Origin of the sequence: Colwellia sp. Arc7-D (assembly GCF_003061515.1) — a bacterium.
Classification (GTDB): domain Bacteria; phylum Pseudomonadota; class Gammaproteobacteria; order Enterobacterales; family Alteromonadaceae; genus Cognaticolwellia.
The window spans coordinates 4,164,067-4,182,020 of sequence record NZ_CP028924.1 but is presented as its reverse complement, the minus strand read 5'-3'; the positions used below and the strand labels follow the sequence as shown (position 1 = coordinate 4,182,020).

14 protein-coding genes and 1 pseudogene are annotated in these 17,954 nt (G+C 37.4%); 6 read left to right on the top strand and 9 right to left on the bottom strand.

Going from position 1 to position 17,954, the window contains the following annotated elements; translation table 11 throughout:
* The first annotated feature begins 130 nt into the window (after positions 1–130).
* Positions 131–1,633, top strand: a complete 1,503-nt coding sequence (ubiD, locus tag DBO93_RS18160) for a 4-hydroxy-3-polyprenylbenzoate decarboxylase (RefSeq protein WP_108457590.1) — start codon at positions 131–133, stop codon at positions 1,631–1,633.
* Positions 1,634–1,679: 46 nt separating this feature from the next.
* Positions 1,680–2,374: pseudogene (gene fre / locus DBO93_RS18155) on the top strand (NAD(P)H-flavin reductase).
* A gap of 207 nt (positions 2,375–2,581) precedes the next feature.
* Here the strand turns inward: fre and DBO93_RS18150 are convergent.
* The 3 genes from DBO93_RS18150 to greB form a co-directional block, all read right to left on the bottom strand.
* Positions 2,582–3,826, bottom strand: coding sequence for an EAL domain-containing protein (locus tag DBO93_RS18150; protein WP_108457589.1), 1,245 nt, complete (start codon positions 3,824–3,826; stop codon positions 2,582–2,584).
* A 579-nt stretch (positions 3,827–4,405) separates the two neighbouring features.
* The gene (locus tag DBO93_RS18145) at positions 4,406–4,990 is read right to left on the bottom strand and encodes a VTT domain-containing protein (RefSeq protein WP_108457588.1); all 585 of its coding nucleotides are present in this window, start codon (positions 4,988–4,990) and stop codon (positions 4,406–4,408) included.
* Positions 4,991–5,105: 115 nt separating this feature from the next.
* Positions 5,106–5,579, bottom strand: coding sequence for a transcription elongation factor GreB (gene greB, locus DBO93_RS18140; RefSeq protein WP_108457587.1), 474 nt, complete (start codon positions 5,577–5,579; stop codon positions 5,106–5,108).
* A gap of 97 nt (positions 5,580–5,676) precedes the next feature.
* Between greB and DBO93_RS19160 the strand changes: the two genes are divergently transcribed.
* From DBO93_RS19160 to DBO93_RS18130, 3 genes are all read left to right on the top strand, one after another.
* The gene (locus DBO93_RS19160) at positions 5,677–5,808 is read left to right on the top strand and encodes a hypothetical protein (protein WP_275403660.1); all 132 of its coding nucleotides are present in this window, start codon (positions 5,677–5,679) and stop codon (positions 5,806–5,808) included.
* A gap of 192 nt (positions 5,809–6,000) precedes the next feature.
* Positions 6,001–6,552 carry a BON domain-containing protein gene (locus tag DBO93_RS18135; RefSeq protein ID WP_108457586.1) on the top strand — a complete coding sequence of 184 codons (552 nt, stop codon included), beginning with the start codon at positions 6,001–6,003 and terminating at the stop codon, positions 6,550–6,552.
* A gap of 176 nt (positions 6,553–6,728) precedes the next feature.
* A complete protein-coding gene (locus DBO93_RS18130; protein ID WP_108457585.1) occupies positions 6,729–7,715 on the top strand; it encodes a diguanylate cyclase in 987 nt (328 codons plus the stop codon).
* A 411-nt stretch (positions 7,716–8,126) separates the two neighbouring features.
* Here the strand turns inward: DBO93_RS18130 and DBO93_RS18125 are convergent, their stop codons facing one another.
* The 3 genes from DBO93_RS18125 to DBO93_RS18115 form a co-directional block, all read right to left on the bottom strand.
* On the bottom strand, positions 8,127–8,570 hold the full coding sequence (locus DBO93_RS18125; protein WP_108457584.1) for an MgtC/SapB family protein: 444 nt from the start codon (positions 8,568–8,570) through the stop codon (positions 8,127–8,129).
* Between the two features lie 194 nt (positions 8,571–8,764).
* Positions 8,765–9,394 (bottom strand): OmpA family protein, encoded by a 630-nt coding sequence (locus DBO93_RS18120; protein WP_108457583.1) that lies wholly within the window; start codon positions 9,392–9,394, stop codon positions 8,765–8,767.
* Between the two features lie 317 nt (positions 9,395–9,711).
* Positions 9,712–12,600 (bottom strand): pitrilysin family protein, encoded by a 2,889-nt coding sequence (locus DBO93_RS18115; protein ID WP_108457582.1) that lies wholly within the window; start codon positions 12,598–12,600, stop codon positions 9,712–9,714.
* Between the two features lie 154 nt (positions 12,601–12,754).
* Here DBO93_RS18115 and DBO93_RS18110 point away from each other — a divergent pair, with 154 nt between their 5' ends.
* Positions 12,755–13,585 (top strand): SDR family NAD(P)-dependent oxidoreductase, encoded by an 831-nt coding sequence (locus tag DBO93_RS18110; RefSeq protein WP_108457581.1) that lies wholly within the window; start codon positions 12,755–12,757, stop codon positions 13,583–13,585.
* Between the two features lie 6 nt (positions 13,586–13,591).
* On the opposite strand, the gene DBO93_RS18105 is transcribed toward DBO93_RS18110, so the two are convergent.
* The 3 genes from DBO93_RS18105 to DBO93_RS18095 form a co-directional block, all read right to left on the bottom strand.
* Positions 13,592–15,802 carry an adenylate/guanylate cyclase domain-containing protein gene (locus DBO93_RS18105; RefSeq protein WP_108457580.1) on the bottom strand — a complete coding sequence of 737 codons (2,211 nt, stop codon included), beginning with the start codon at positions 15,800–15,802 and terminating at the stop codon, positions 13,592–13,594.
* Between the two features lie 76 nt (positions 15,803–15,878).
* On the bottom strand, positions 15,879–16,598 hold the full coding sequence (locus tag DBO93_RS18100) for a FecR domain-containing protein (protein ID WP_108457579.1): 720 nt from the start codon (positions 16,596–16,598) through the stop codon (positions 15,879–15,881).
* 340 nt (positions 16,599–16,938) lie between these two features.
* Positions 16,939–17,874 carry a peptidylprolyl isomerase gene (locus tag DBO93_RS18095; RefSeq protein ID WP_108457578.1) on the bottom strand — a complete coding sequence of 312 codons (936 nt, stop codon included), beginning with the start codon at positions 17,872–17,874 and terminating at the stop codon, positions 16,939–16,941.
* Between the last annotated feature and the right edge of the window lie 80 nt (positions 17,875–17,954).

The following is a 17,954-nucleotide window of genomic DNA, read 5'->3' as shown; positions in this document are numbered from 1 at the left end:
AAAATTAATCGGCGATAAATTGAAATGGGATACGATAAAAGCAGAATTATTAACTTGATGCTGCTATCGATTAGGGGTTTTAGGCTTATTACCGTTATAATGTACGACAAATTTTTCATCAAATTCTAATATGAAATACAGTGATTTAAGAGATTTTATCTCTCAACTAGAGAAATTAGGTCAACTCAAGCGGATTAGCCAGCCTATTTCTACTGATTTAACCATGACAGAAATCAGTGATCGTACCTTAAGACAAGGCGGTCCAGCATTGTTATTTGAAAACCCAATCGACGAAAATGGTATGCCACACAAAATGCCAGTATTAACCAATTTATTTGGTACGCCTGATCGCGTTGCTTTGGCTATGGGGCAAGAAAATGTAAAAGCCTTACGTGATGTAGGCACATTGTTGGCAGCATTAAAAGAGCCAGAGCCACCGAAAGGTTTCCGTGATGCTTTAAGTAAAATACCTTTATACAAGCAAGTGCTTAACATGCCGGTTAAGGTGATTAAAAAACCACTATGTCAGCAAGTGGTACTTGAAGGTGATGCAGTTGATTTAACTCAATTGCCAATACAAAAATGTTGGCCTGGTGATGTTGCTCCTTTGATCACATGGGGATTAACCGTAACTAAAGGGCCGCATAAATCACGACAAAATTTAGGTATTTATCGTAATCAATTGTTAGGTCGCAATAAAGTGATTATGCGTTGGTTATCGCATCGCGGTGGTGCATTAGATTTTCAAGAGTTTAAAAAAGCCTTTCCAGGTGAAAAATATCCAGTTGCTGTTGCGCTTGGTGCTGATCCGGCAACCATTTTAGGAGCTGTTACGCCTGTTCCAGATACTTTGTCAGAGTATGCTTTCGCGGGCTTATTGCGTGGTAGTAAAACAGAAGTTGCTAAGTGCATAAGTAGTGACTTAGAGGTTCCTGCGAGTGCTGAAATAGTACTTGAAGGCTATATTGACCCGGATGAAGTAGCACCCGAGGGACCCTATGGCGATCATACTGGCTACTACAATGAAGTTGACGATTTTCCGGTATTTACCGTAACGCATATTACGCATAGAAAAGATCCTATTTATCATAGCACTTACACGGGTCGTCCGCCTGATGAACCGGCGATTTTAGGTGTAGCGCTAAATGAAGTGTTTGTCCCTATTTTGCAAAAACAGTTTCCTGAAATCCAAGACTTTTACTTGCCACCAGAAGGGTGTTCATATCGTCTAGCGGTAGTGACCATTAAAAAGCAATATGCAGGTCATGCTAAGCGTGTGATGATGGGTGTTTGGTCGTTTTTACGTCAATTTATGTACACCAAGTTTGTTATTGTATGTGACGATGATATTAATGCACGAGACTGGCAAGATGTTATTTGGGCAATGACAACGCGCATGGATCCAAGTCGCGATACTGTGTTAATTGAGAACACACCGATAGATTATTTAGATTTTGCGTCACCTGTTTCAGGCTTAGGTTCAAAAATGGGCTTAGATGCGACGAATAAATGGCCTGGCGAAACGAATCGTGAGTGGGGTGAACCCATAGAAATGACGCAAGAAATTAAAGACCAAGTTGACGAGATTTGGGATGAACTTAATATCTCAAACGAGACCAAAAATTCACATTAAAAATGCGGCTAATATAGTCAGCATGCAGTAATAAGGTAAAGAATAAATGAAAGTGATCACATGTCAGGTAGCGTCGTTAACACCATTGACGGAGCATGTTTATAAGGCGCTTCTAAAGCCTAACATGCCTGTTGATTTCTCTGCCGGACAGTATTTAAACTTTGTAATGAGTGACGAAGATAAACGTCCTTTTTCAATTGCCAGTGCCCTGGCGCTGAACTAATAGAATTACAAATTGGTGCTTTTGGTTCGGACAGTTATCCAATGCAAGTGATAGAACACATAAAAGCTAATACTGAAGTTACGGTAGAAATGCCTTTTGGTAATGCACAGTTACGCGAAAGTAGTGAGCGCCCACTACTTCTTATTGCGGGTGGTACCGGGTTTTCTTATGTGAAGTCTATGTTTGAGCATCTAGCTTTGCAGAACTCTCAACGAGAGGTAATTGTTTACTGGGGCTTACGTGACACGAGTGCGTGTTATGAGTTAGAGCAAACAGCCGCTATGATTAATAAACTCGCTAATGGTAAATTTATTCCAGTGATTGAAGCGCCCAGTGCTGATTGGAAAGGTCGTTCAGGCATGGTACATAAAGCGGTAATGGATGATGTTAATAACTTAGTTGATTATGATATCTATTTAGCTGGCCGCTTTGAAATGGTTGCGGTTGTACGTGGCGATTTTGTTGAGCAAGGTGCATTAATAGAGCATATGTATGCTGATGCTTTTGCTTTTATCTAAGCGACAAACAATTACTTATTGGTTAGTTTAAACTTTCGGGTATTAAAGTATTTACATTAATACCCTTTAGTTACATAACAGAGACATTGATAATGTCGAATAATATATATGGCTAAACGAGCTATTATATTATTCCACAAAAATTTAGCTGAAGCGGGTTGTACAATAAGCAGTAGCAAGCAGCAAAATTTATTTAAACGTTGATAATTACTCAGAAAGCTTATTTAAAAGTGTTGTGGTTTGATACTTTACAACGTCTTCAAATGGCGCTGGGCGACCCAGCAGGTAGCCTTGCACTTTATCAACACCTAGCACCCTCAGTGTATCGAGTTCATCTTGTGTTTCAACACCCTCAGCAAGAATAATACAGTTAATCGCCTTAGCAAAACCACATAAAGCCTTAGCCAAAAGGTATTTACTTCTCTCCTTATTTATATTTTGCGTTAGGCTAATATCAAGTTTAATGATATCCGCTTCAAGCTCTAATATATGTTGAAATGATGAAAAGCCAGCACCTGCATCATCAATAGCTAAACGCATACCTTTGATACGTAGTGGTTTCAGAGCCTCGCGCATTGCGGGGTAATCTAATACCTGAGTATGCTCAGTTAATTCTAACACTATTTGATTACAATCTATTTGCTCAAAAACCTTTGCTATGGCACCTGATAATATATGTTCAGGAGCTGTATTAACTGATATATAAGTCGCTTTATCAAACTTGTCTATATAATCGAGTGTATTTTGTATAGCAAGCATTTCCAGTGGTTCACCCAGGCCTAGTTGAGCCGCCTCGTTAAACCAAATGTCAGGTGTGCGATAAGGTATCGAAGTAAAGCGTGAAAGGGCTTCAAAACCTGAAATTTTATTAGTGTTTAAGCTAAATATTGGTTGAAAATAAATATCGATACCCTTGGTTTTAATAACATTTTCAATAGCTAGCTTGGCATCTTTGTTTAACATTTCGAATTGAACATTTTTTTCAATAAGCTCAGCGGCAACTTCGGAGATCAGTGTTAAAAAAGTTAAATCTCTGCCATTTAAACTGTCATCGGGATGCGACTTATAGCAACAAAATGTCCCGTACATCCCTCCATCAGAAAGAACGATAGGAACGCCAATATAACAACCAATGTTCAACTCCTTTGTTATCGGCATTACATTCGTTATTGGGTTAGCTTTAGTATCAGTGATTATGGGGTCTAGTTGATTATCAGCAATTTTTTGGCAATAAGTTTCTTTAATCACGTCTGAATTTCCAACGCAGACTGTTGAGCTTGAAGTTTGCTTATCGACTAATTTGAATACGCGGTCATTACCAACAAACTCTGAAATGAAAGCGACTTCCATATCTAAATGTTTGCGAACAAGTGCCAGTAGGTTTAATAATTTAGCGCCAACGTTAGTTTCTTCATTCGGATCAAAAATGTGGTCGATAAATTGTCTGTCCATATATTTATCCATACAATAAAAATGTGCAGCGTATATTAAATAATACTATTTATAACCGCCAATGGTGTCAAGTTTTGACTTTTTAATGAGAGGTTTAGCTATTGTTTTAAGTGTTACTTTAAAAATAAAAAACCTATTTACTAGCGCAGAAGATATGAAATTATCACCTCTGTTAGGTTGAAATTTTTGTCGCTTGTTTGACTAATAAGTATAGAGTACTGCACGCCATAGCATTAAAGTATTAACCCTGTAATACTACTATTCATTTATAGTACGAATCGACAGTGGCTATAAGTTTTGATTTCTCACTAAACTCCATACACTATATGAATTATTAAGGCTTAAAACAAGATGTTAAGTGTTGTTAATATTTCGATAATATCGTTAGTTTACTGATTAATTTTATTTGTGGCTGATCAGCTAAACGACAATCCTAGTGACCTTTTTATGCAAGCTATTAATAACGCAAGTCTTCAACAATCACTAGTGACTACACAGTCTAATGGTTATCTAATTTATGTGTAAAATGCAGTTTATTACTTCTATTATCAATAAATAGAGCGTGCTATTCATCAATCTTTAAAGCATACGACTTAATGCCCAAGCAGTTAATATTAAAAGCGTTAAAGCGATCATGGTTTTTGTTTTATGTTTACTGATAATACGCTCAGCTTGATTACCGGCGTAATACACGACAATCGCTAGACCAAAATATCGAATAGATCTTGCAATAGCCGAGGCTATTATAAATAAAGTGAGTGAATATTTAGTTGCACCAGCTGCCAGCATGGCTATTTGAAACGGAATTGGCACTATGCCTAAGGTGATAACAAACCAAAAGCCTTGGTCATGCATTTTTTGTTTCACATTTTCAAATTGTTCGGGGTTTGAAAATGTGTTGATAACCCACTCGCCAGCAATATCAAATAGATAATATCCCAGTGTATAACCAAGTAAAGCGCCAGCTATACAGCCTAATGTTGCCATGAATGCAATAAGCCAAAGTTTTTCGCGGCGTGCCTGCATAAGAGGAATTAATACGGCCTCTAAAGGAATGGGGACTATGGTAGATTCTAGAAAAGAAGCAATGGTAATACCTCTAAGCATATGTCTAGAATCTATAAATTCACGCGTTTTTTGTTTAATCTTATTTTGTACGGACATCAAAACTCCTTTTAGTTGTCGGTAATTATCGAGGTAAGTAGATATATCGAGTGTTAAATTTAATATGAAATTTCAAAAAGTATCGATTGTTAGACTATTGCATTATTTTCATTAATTATTTTTCATATTGAATGGCGTTAACGTACCAAATTTTTTCACCCGTAGGCGTTTTAACCACGACTTCGTCATCAACTTCTTTCTTTAAACATGCGCGTGAAATCGGTGAGTCAATTGAAGAGTAGTCGTTGCGACCATAGATTTCTTCTGGACCAACAATGCGAAACTTTAGCGTTTCATTGTCGTCATTTTCTAAACTGACCCAAGCACCGAAAAATACTTTGCCTTCTTGTTGAGGGCCGTAATCGACAACTTTTAACTCTTCGAGTATTTTTCGAAGATAACGCACGCGGCGATCAATCTCTCGCAAACGCTTTTTATTATATTGATAATCAGCGTTCTCACTTCGATCCCCTAAACTTGCCGCCCACGAAACTTTTCGGGTTGTTTCTGGACGGTCTTCTCGCCAGAGTTTATTTAACTCTTGCTGAAGTAATACATAGCCTGGTCGAGTAATTAATTTGGTTTTCATATGTTGTTTGTGAGTTCGATAATTGGAGGAGATAGCAGTGATATTTTACAAATAATAAGAAAAATAAAACCCTCATTAAGCTGTAGGTAATAATATAATGAAATATATTGTTATGCTAGAGAGTATTTGTTCAGGCGTACATCACGTAATTCATTTAAAAGCTAATGTTCAACATGGCGTTACGAACATCAACTTTGACGTAGCTTATAAATATCACACGTTTGTGTAATACACATTGTGATACTTTCACTTTACCCACCTATGTACTTTTTACAATCCAATCGGTAAATAAATCGCGATGATGATTCAATAACACAAAAAATAAATGGACAAAATAAATTATATCGTTATTAATCAGTGCTTTATTTTACTGGCATAGATGTGGCATTAGTATTGTTGTCTTAACTAAAAGGAGAATAATATGAAAAACTCAATTCGTTCAATTATTGCGTTAACATTATTAACAGTTGGCTCGTCAGCAGCATATGCAGAGAACACATGGAAAGATACCTCAAAAGACGCTTGGTTAGATGGTAAAGCCGAAAGCACTTTATTATTTAATACGAATCTGAATTCTTTCGACATCAATACTGATGTGAAAAACGGTGTAGTCATTCTAACGGGTAAAGTTGAAAGCGATGTTGATAAAGCGTTGGCTGAAGAGTTAGTTGCTAGCCTAGAAGGTGTAAATTCAGTCGATAACCGTTTGACAGTAATAGATAATAAATCTACCAAAGACAGTAAAATGCTTATCGCATTAACAGATTCCAAAATTGAAACAGTTGTAAAAACAAAGCTTTTATTTGAATCAGAAGTAAGCGGAACCGCTATCGAAGTAGAAGTCATAAAAGGCGTGGTTACATTATCAGGTCAAGTTGACTCAGATGCAGCAAAACAACTAGCTGTTGCTATTGCCAAAAATACAACCGACGTTAAATCGGTGGTTGATAAATTGGAAATGGTTAAGCATTAGTATTTCGCAATAGTTCAACTAAACGCACGCTCTAGGCGTGCGTTTAACTTTCGCACTTTTCAAAATTTGAACATGTGTTCATCATAATCTATCGTTGATCTGATTTGGTGTTGCTGAGTTTTGATTTTATATTATTTCAACATTGCTTTCTCTCGAAAGCTAATTTGGAGGATTAGATGGCTTCAGCACCAACCTCTCAAGATAATGTGTACGCAATAGCTTCTACTTTACATAATAGTAAGTTAACACCAAAAAGTAACTCCAAGCTAACCCTATTACTGGTTAATGAGTTCGAAAATCAATTGACAGATTGGCGCAATATATTTGGCACTCACTTTCAAATACAAACAGCAAGTGATGGTTTAATGGCGTTAAAAGCTATTTTAAATGGCAACATTGACATAGTACTTTCATCAACACAATTAGCTCAAATGACTAGCGCGGATGTGTGTAAATTTGTGAAACAGCATAAGTCGACAGAGCACATTCAAATGATTTTTATTAGTGATCATTACAGTGAAATAGAAGAGGAGCAAATGCTAGATTTAGGGGCTATTGATTATATTGCCTCAGATACTTTGCCTAAAATCCTATTCAGTCGTGTAAAAAATCATATTAAATTAGTGAAGCACACTAAAGAGCTGGAACTGGTTTCAAAAACCGATGCTTTAACCGGTATTGCTAATCGGTTCTGTTTTGATAACCAGTTAGTTCATGACTGGCAAGCTGTAATACGAGGGGCAGGAGATATATCACTTATTATGGTCGATATTGACCACTTTAAACATTACAACGATGAATTTGGCCATGTGAAAGGCGATGAATGCTTAACCCTAGTCGCTCAGTGTTTAGTGGCAACTAGAAAGCGCACTACAGATCTTGTTGCCAGATTTGGTGGAGAGGAGTTTGTTATTTTACTGCCATTTACCGACTTAGTAGGTGCTACAAAAATAGCCAACGATTTGGTTAAGTCGGTTAATGAGCTAAATATCCCGCATGCTGTCAATGCAAAATACCATAACATTACTATCAGTGCAGGGGTAACGAGCTATTCGCCCACTTTTAAAGATGAAACAAGTATTGGGATTAAAGAGTTTATGAATCAAGCAGACGTCAGTTTGTATAAAGCAAAAACATACGGTCGTAACCAAGTTTGTAGTTAGTTAATGAGCTATTTAAGGGGAAGAATTTTGCAAAATTACTGGAATGCCATTGTTCAGATATTTAAAAAAAGCCTGAAACAGAGACCGAAAAATCCTTATGTGCAGCCTGGTCAATATTATTGCTGGTACAATCAGGAAAACACTCAATATTTTCAATCCAATAGCGGCAAATAGTGCTGTTAGTTTAAACGCTGATATTTTTACGATATACATATTACAGTAGAAAATCAGCGTAACTAACTAAAATTAAAGTAAGTATATTTAGATTGTGTAATTTTTAACAAAAGATGGTGCGATAACACGGCTAGAAACTCATTTTAAAAGCAGCAGTATAAAATGAGTTTAACTAGAGTGAATAAATACATCGTCAGTGAAGATAAAACTCAAACCTTAGCCCTTTAAAGACTTCTATTAATCCTTAGGGACTTCTTTTTTCACTCTACCTATAATTTTAAGCGTTGCAAAAGTCATAATACTTAACGCAATTGCAATTTCTATACGTTCTAAACCCACCGCAATCCCTATAGCTCCTGTAGACCAAATTGCCGCCGCTGTTGATGTTCCGCTAACCTGTGATGAGTCTTTTAAAATTGCACCACCACCGATAAAACCGATGCCGGTGACAATACCCGCAATAACTTTAGATTGAGCGTCTTGGTCGTTAAAAATAGACATGGCAAGAATAGTGAAGGTACAAGCTGCCATTGATACTAAAGGGAAGGTTCTTAAGCCCGCTGACCTACTACTTGTTTCTCTTTCCCATGCGGTCATAATTGGCAATACTAATGCGATAAATAGCTGCATTATATTTTTCACGACTTCATCTAGATTAATATTGAGGCTAAATAAATCCATAAGTCCTTTTGTCCTTTAAGTTGAAGAAACCTTTTACTTTCAGGTTAAGTAACGAGTTTTAGTTTGTATGAGTATTAATAATGTTTGATTTTTATACTTTATATTACTTACTTACTGAAAATAGTCCAAAAAAATACCACTGATGTCAGTGGTATTTATATTGATTTTCGCTGAGTAAACTATTTTAAAGTGCGTTACGCTTGGTTTGGAATAATTTGAATTTCTACTCGACGATTTAATGCACGACCATTGGCAGTAGTGTTATCAGCAACAGCACGTGTCTCACCGTAACCAACTGTTTGTAATCGACTAGCCATAATATCTTGGTTCGTTAAATACTGTTTAACACTACCCGCACGTTGCTCAGATAAGTTTTGATTAAACTCTGCACCACCTTGGCTATCGGTATGACCTTCAATACTTAATAAGGTTTTTTCATATTTATTTAATACACGTGCTATATCGTCCAAGGTACTGTAAAACCCTGACGTAATATAAGCTTGGCCTGTAGCAAAAGTAATGTTGGCTGGCATGATTAAGCGTAAATTATCACCTTCTCTTACTACTTCAATACCTGAGCCTGACAATTCGTCACGAAACTCTTGCTCTTGTTTATCCATGTAATCACCAATAGCAACACCCGCAATAGCACCAATAGCAGCACCCCAAACAGCACGTTTATTTTTATGATTACTGGTCGATTTTCCAATTACTGCGCCAGTAATAGCGCCAATAGCAGCACCTTTTTCTTTATTAGTACTCGCACAACCGGTGAATGCCAACGATACAACAATTAAACTGATAATGGATTTTTTACACTGCATAAATACGACCTTAAAGAAAATTAACAATTTGAATAACTTGTTTTCATTATACCAAAGAAAAATGAATGGTTAATGAACGAGAGTGCCTGATTGTAGCAATTAAATACGAGCAGTTAACCTTTAAAGATCATCAATGTGTATCTTCAGGGTACTTTTGCCTTAACGCCTAAAATTAGAACGCAGTCCCATGCGAAAAAATTAACTTCTTAGTGCTCGTTAGTCAGTCTGCGATATATCGTAAATCCGATATAAAAACACCACGACAAGCGTGGTGTTTTGAAGCAAGTTAATCGTTACGTTATTCTGCTCGGTAAAGGCTATTTAAATACTGCATCAACCGCTAATACTTTGACGTTTTTACTTGGTAGAGCCAGTTTATAGCTTTCAATAATTTTATCAGTCGCTAATAACTCTGCTGGTTTTTCAGAATTGTATTTTAATGGTGAAGTTTGCTCTGACAATAAACGATTTTTCATGTCTTCGCCGTCACCTGAAATAAATACATAATGAATGTTATCGGTTTGCAAGTTTGCTTTAATCACTCGGTTTACATCTGCTAATGAGAGTTTTGCAAATTGCTCGCGCACATATTTAACAAACTCATCAGTTTGATAAAACTCACTATCAAGTGCATACCCTAATTGCTGATCTTGGCTCGCTACCAGCTGCGGGGCATAATTAGTTAAATAATTACGTGTAGCTTGAAAGTCCTTTTCGCTCATACCATTTTTAATTAATTTATCTAATTCATATAAAGCAGCACGCGTAGCGAAGTGTGCGTCATTATTTGAACGTAACGGGCGCAACCATACTTGGAAGATCTGACTTGAACGCCCCAAGTTTGCATCAGGTTTTGTTTGATGCATACCGCGTGGGAAGTACTCAATATAAGCATAATCACCGTAGTTCATGCCACGTTCTTGGCGTATTTGTTGATAAAGGTAGCTGTTCGAGCTTCTGTGCTCTCCAAAATAAGAACGAACAAGCCATAGTGCTGCCCAATCGTTGTCGTTACGAATAGTCTTGATTGGGAAACCAAAAGAAACCGCCGTAGATTGCGCATTCTTTTCTACAATAGTGGCATGATGACCTTTTAGCATTGGCGCTTTTGCAATGTTTAATCGTTTTTCATCACCAACAGGTAAGCGCGCTAAATCACTAAACATTTGCGTTTTTAAAGTATTTGAAAGCGCACCAGTAATACCTAGATGTAATTTAGCTTGAGTTAGTTGCGTTTTATAAAATGCTTTAACATCGTCAAGTGAAATAGTGTCTAAATCAGACAGGTCGCCGCTGTTAAAATGCGCGTAAGTATGGCCTTGATATAACTCGCTGTATAAAACCTCTTTACCTAGTTCTTCATCATTAGAGGCTTTGAGTCCTGATTTAATGCCATCAATTAATTCTTTTTTCAGACGTTTAAAGTCATCTTCGCGCCATCCTGGATTTAATAATTGGTCACTGATGAGTGAGTACCATAAATCAGCATTGTCTTTATGAACACGGCCAGTAAACGACATCATTTCTTTATCAAGTTGCGAGGTAAACTGTCCAGCGATAGGATATAAATTTTGTTGAATTTCCTTGTAACTACGCGTTTGTGAACCCCCTTGAGTTAACATACGTGCCATTAATGCCGCTGTGCCTTTTTTACCTACAGGATCTGCTGCTGCGCCAGTGTAAAACAAAAAGTTAACATCGATTAACGGTGAGTCATTCGTTTTGTCTAATACGGTAAATTGCGCTTTAGTCGGTTGAGACTTTTTCATTTTAAGGTTTGCAACAGCGGTGTTTAACGTGACTTCTTTTTCAAAGCCCGCCACCTTATCTAAAGCAGATAAAGTCACCGTTGTGCGGTTTTCATCAATAAAGTATTTGTTAGCAATGCGTTTAATATCATCAGCAGAAATATTATCGAAGCTATTATAAAGATGATTAATAGTTTCAGGATCGCGGTCAAAATGCATATAGCTTGCTAAAGTTGATGCAATTGACTCTGAAGAGTCTAAGCTATTCACAAAGCTATATTTTAGGTTCGACTTTAAATTATCAAGCTTTTCAGCTGAGACTAATTCGGTGCGCGCTTTTGCGTATGTTTGATTAATAGCATCACGGACAGTGGCTAAATCTTTTTCTTCGTTCACTTTTATAAAGACGTGTCGTAAACCAGCATCTTTAGTCTCTGGATTATAGTTAAACATCTGGCTGGCTAATTGTTTGTCTACCACTAACTCTTGATACAGCGCTGAGTTATTTGAAAAATACAATTCTGATATTAAATCTAATGCTGCGCGATCTTTTTTCTTCGGTTGCCAGTCAGCACCTTTATAAGATACTAATAACCAGTGACCTGGTAAACCGTCGAATTTTTCATGCACGTACTTAGGTGCTAGTTGCTTAGGCTCTGGTGTAATATTGTTAACAAAGTCACCCTTTTGCCAGTTGCCCCAATGCTTTTCAACCATTGCCATGGTTGCATTTGGGTCGACATCACCGACAATAACCAATGAAACATATTCGGGCTTATAAAACTGTTTGAAGAATTTTTCACCATAAGCAGATTGTTCAGGCATTGCTTCTACATCTTCAAAAAATCCCATAGTGGTGTGTTTATAAGTATGAGTATCGAAGGCTTCTTTTCGCACTGCAGCAAGCAATTTTCGGGTAGGGCTGGCATTGTTCTTTAAATATTCGCCCTTAACGGTTAACGCTTCTGTTTTAAATTGTGCTTCAGTGTAGCTGAGGTTTTTAAAATGATCGGCTTGAATTTCTAGTACTTTATCAAGATGATCTTTAGAAAAATCTAAATGATAGTTAGTGTAATCGTTAGTGGTATAGGCACCATTATCTACACCCGCATTTTTGAATAAATCTGCATACACTGTTTGGGGATATTTCTCTGAACCTTTAAACATCATGTGTTCAAAAAAGTGAGCAAATCCTGTTCGTCCTACTTCGTCTTCATCACGAGCGCCTACTGATACAGGAATTTGTACAGAAACTAAATCTGGGTAATCAGTTTTAACAATTAAGACACGTAAGCCATTATCTAGCTCTTTAAAAACATAGTTTTGACTGAATACTTTATGGTTATTACTTTCAACAGCGGCACTTTGCGCTGTTGAGTTTTGGTTAGTTTGTGTTGCTATACAAGCAGAGAGAGTAAAGCTGGCGACAATGACTGCCGCTAAATATTTTGTTTTCATTATCGAGCCCTTTGTTGATATGCTGCTATCTTATGAAATTGTTGGTGTTTTTTCACCACTTTAACAACTTATTTACACAATATACTGTAACAAAATACATACGTTATCCGTTATAACAAACGAATTATCTGCATAAATAAAAGAGAACACTACGATGAATTCTGATTTTAATAACAAAACGGTCATTATTACTGGCGCCTCAGCTGGCGTTGGTGCAGCAACCGCACGAACTTTTGCTAGTTTAGGGGCTAATTTAGTTTTAGTGGCACGTGGACAAGAAGCGTTAGATAAAATCACTGAAGAGCTCGCGTCAATCACATCGGTCATCAATATTGCTATGGATATTAATGATGCATCAGCCAATGAGTCTTTACTGATTAAAGCTGCACAGGCATTTGGGACTGTTGATGTGTTAATCAATAATGCTGGCTTTCATCAGCGTGGTGAGGTGGCATTAAACCAAGCAAATGATCTTGCCAAAATGGTAGATATTAACTTACGCGCGCCGATCCAACTGTCGTGTTTAATGTTACCGTATTTACAAAAAGCCGGAGGCGGCGCAATAGTCAATGTTGGCTCGCTCGCGGGTAGAACCCCTTTACAAGGCGCAGCAACTTACGCGGCAACAAAAGCAGGTTTACGTGCATTTACTTACTCTTTGGCTGATGAACTACAAAATACGGGGATTTATGTTGGGTTGGTTTCGCCGGGGCCTATTGATACCGGCTTTATCATGTCAGAAATTGATAAAGTAGAAGACATTGTCTTTTCACAGCCTATGAGCAGTGCTCAACAAGTTGCCGATGCTATAGTTAGTGTGGCACGTGGTGAAAAAACTGAAATATCGTTACCCAAAGTCAGTGGCTGGCTAACAACCGTATCATATTTATTTCCAAAACTGCGTCGAGCTTTACGCCCTGCACTTTATCGCAAAGGTCGAAAAATGAAAGAGCAATATAAACAACATAATACTAAGTCTTCATAAAGACGCTTATTTAGTTTGATGACTATATACACCATCCCAGTTTTTAACAGGGGGAGATGCCTTATAGTCATCAATGCGTTGCAAATATATTTGATATAAAACAATGTTGCTTTTATCGTTAGGTTGGCTCATTAAGTTATTAAGAATTACAGCTGCTTCATCCCACTTTTGTTGACAATATAATTCATAAGCTAAATGAAACTGATCGATTTCTTGTTTTAATTCATCAGTCACTAAGTCAATAAAATTAACCACTTCATATATGTTAACGGCTTCAACTTTGCCTTTTACTTTTACGCGATCTAATTTTCGGTAAATGAAATTTGGTGCGGCCTGCTTAGTATATTCAGTCACGATCAAAGCAACGCCATATTGCTTGGTTAATCCTTCTACACGAGCACCTAAGTTGACGGCATCGCCTAAAACGGTGTAAGCCATACGGTATTCAGAACCCATATTGCCAACGCTCATCATGCCAGTATTTAAACCAATACCAATATTAACTTCTGGCCAACCACGAGCAGAAAAACTTGATTGCAGATGTTTTACTTTTTCTAGCATTTTTAACGCGGCTGCAACGCCTTGTTCTGCGTGTCTACTATCGGGTAAAGGGGCTCCCCAAAAAGCCATGATGCAATCGCCTATATATTTATCAATAGTGCCTCGTTCGTCGTATATCACTTTGGTTAATGGGGTTAAAAATAAGTTTAATAACTCACTGAGCTCTTGGGGGGATAGGCGTTCAGAAATTGATGTAAAGCCTCGTATATCTGCAAATAATACGGTTAACTCACGTGATTGGCCTTCTTGAGTGATCCATTCTGGCTTATTAACCATTTCATCAACTAACCCAGGGGGAACATACTGGCCAAACAATTTTTTGACTGTATTTTTAGTGTTATTTTCAGCAACAAAGCCCCATGACATATGCACAACAAAGATCATGAGTATCAATAATAATGGTGAGGCGAGGAAAATAACTATGCCTTGTTGCCATAAAAACAAGTTTAAAATAAGGTAAACAGTGATAAGTGTTGAGGTAAAAAGCATGGTCATGATGGGCGATAAGTAATTGCATACCACCATCATCAGTAAGCCCAAAATTATAATAATAGTGAGCTCAACACCCAGAGCATAACTCGGTTGATAAGGAATACGCTGATCCAGTATGCCGGTAATAATATTGGCATGAACTTCAACACCAGGCAGCGCGCTATCTACCGGTGTTGCCCTTATATCTTGTAGTCCTGGCGCTGAAGTGCCTAAAATAACAATACGATCTTTAAGTGCATCTTTAGCGACACGTTTGTTCATAATATCTTTGACAGAAATGTAAGGAAAACTCCCTTCACCGCCCCGATAAGGCACAATAACCGAGCCAGTTTTATCTACTGGAATAATTAAACTACCCAGTTGCACTTGCTCGATTGCAACATACTGACCAGTTTTTTGAATGTTAAAGTAGTAATCTTGGTCACCAATAGCTTTTCGTGTAATCGCTAACGCTAAAGAAGGATGAAAGCCATTTTGATAAAGCTGAAAGAGTGGCACTTTACGATATAAACCGTCTTCAGAAATATTAGGGTTGTCAAAAAAACCAACACTGTCGGTTGCTTGATGTAAAATGTCGATGTTACCCGTGTAGCCAATAGGTTTTGCAACAAAAGTTTTTTCTGCAAGTGCGGCTTCGATTGTGGTGATTGGTTGTTTTAAATCATTAACTTCATCAGAATTGGCTTGGTCGAAAACCATACCTAATACTATGTTACGACCCTTTATAGACGCTGAAAATATTTTGTCATACGCCAGTTGTTGTTTTAATTTTTCGCTTGTAGCAAGATATTGTTCATCGTCAATTTTAAGCGAATCAAGCTGTTTTAAAACCATAAAGCCACTGACATCATCAGGTTCAGAAAACACAACATCAAAGCCAAGTACTTTAATTTGATAATGGTCGAACATAGTGTCAACAAATTCAGCTAAAATGGCTCTATTCCAAGGCCAACGTCCTAATTCTCGAATACTGGCTTCATCGATATCGGCAATAACAACTCTATTATCTACTCCTTCTGGCATCGTCATTTTTAAGCGCACGTCAGAAATGAACATCTCTACAGTGTTTAAAATAGGTACTTCTATTAATGGTGTTGTACTAATAAAAATATATAAAATAATACAAAAATTTAGGATGTTTTTTTTTGAGCGCTGAAATATCATTTTAATGTTTACCAACCATGAGTTGCTGCAATAATTAAAAGCTTTTTCTTGGTTTTAGTGCATTTTGATCCGGCTTTTAAACCGACGAAAATGGTGTGGTACGGCCAACAATAGCCTCAATTAACTGTAATTCTGCATCATTATGGTTTTTCATCGGCGCTGGCTGAATAATATCACCTTGGCTTGCATCAGCATAAATATAGCGTGGACTGTCATGATGAGCGCTTTGAATGTTTTCAGAAATACTTGGGTTAGCGCGAGCACTTATTTTCACATTACCATAACAAGTACAAATATAGCTGCGGTTGAGCGCCGTATCAGATTCTGCGTAAACAGCTGTACCACGAATACCTACTGTGGCAGTCGATGTGTGCATTTTGTATTGTTTTTCGTTTGGCTTACGCGTGGCAAATACTGATAAAACAGATCCAGCAAGTAAACGCATAGCCTCCTCAAAGACCCCTGAACTTTCTAAGGCCAGATGAGAGTTTTCTCTAAGGTGGTGTGCATCTTTTCCAACAGCAAATATTATCCAGCCATCTTCACCAGTAACAACCAATGAATTGGCTCTGATAACCGTTTTTGCCATATTATCTTTTGTAATTATTTTACCATCTACTTTTACGTCGCCAGCAAAGTTATAAATTGACTGACCCAGCGGTAATTCTGTGGGGACATCTGCCATCGCTTTTACTAGTGAACTAAGCAAACCACTGGTTGCTACGGTTGCCCATACACCGGTGTTGAATGCTTTTTCTAAAAAAGCTCGGCGGGTATTTGTTGAATTACTACTCATGATTAGTTCCAATGACTCAATGGTTGATGTTGGTTAAATTTTAGAATTTAAAGCACTAACATTTAGCGACAAATTATTGTAAAAGTTAAACAATCAGCTATTCGAATGGCTACTATAAAAGCAAAACTGAATTAAATTCAAGTAACATCAATCGATATTGTTGAAATACACTGGGTTGCCTAACGCGCAGATATTATAATTTATTTGTTATGTGTAGCGATTGTTTTGACTATAACATTCCCATAAACCTTAAGCCTAATTAATTGAAAATACTACTAATTATGCTTAAGGTTTCTGGGAACTTGAGATAACTCGCCTATGGGGATATTAGTCATTAATACTAGATGTTTTTATTGTTTATTAAGCGAGACAATACAGGGGTTTGGCAGACATCAAGTACAGGTGGTGGTTTCTTAAAGAAGAAAGCGTTTTCACGCTTAACACGATCAGCAAGCTTAGTCGCAAACAAATGACTTTCGGTATTAGTTACTTGAAGGTGTATTTGCTCAGTTTTGGGCACATCAGCCATCATTTGCATTGACAGTATTGGCGTATGAGCAGTAGTGGATACTTCAGTATCACCCTCGATAACAGCCGTGCGCGTTATTGACTGTACATGGTTCATGCCATAAATAACTCGACCAAAGATACTCATTATGCGATCTAAATACCTGGGTGCTTGACCATTAGTTATATAAAAATGGCTTGAACCTGAGTCTGCTTCGTTACCTCGCGCCATGGCAATAATACCTGGGCAATGTGCTAACCAAGCTCTATTTTCACTGGGGTTATGGGCAAGTGCGAAGCCATCTTTAAAACCGGTTTGTTCGGCAAATAAGTCTTTATTTTGCACTAATGTAAACGAAAAAGTGTCATCTGTTGGCCAATCGCCTTCAAGCGATAATAAAGCAACAGAGTTGTCGGCCTTACTGCCATCAACCGGGCCGGCTTGTGCAACAAAACCGTCAATGACTCGATAAAATTTGTTGTCATTGTAATGCCCTGCTTTTGTTAGCTGGGTGAATTGTTCTACATGTTTTGGGGAAAACTGTGGAGCTAACTCGATAACAACTTTGCCATGAGGGAGTGTTAGCAACACCATGTTTTCAACCTTAACGGTTCGCCATTCACTTTGATTGCTGTTTGTATCTTGGGCGGTAATAATTTTGGCTATTGGCTTTTTAATGTTTTGTTCAGCATAGATGTTGGCGCTTAATAACAAGCATAAAGTACTACATATTGTGACTAACGTTGGGAAGGTTGTGCGAATATTCATAAAATCCCTTTTTATTATTTTATTTTACTATTTCAATGATTGTTTAATATTGCAACTAAAATAGCAAATTAGCATGTTGT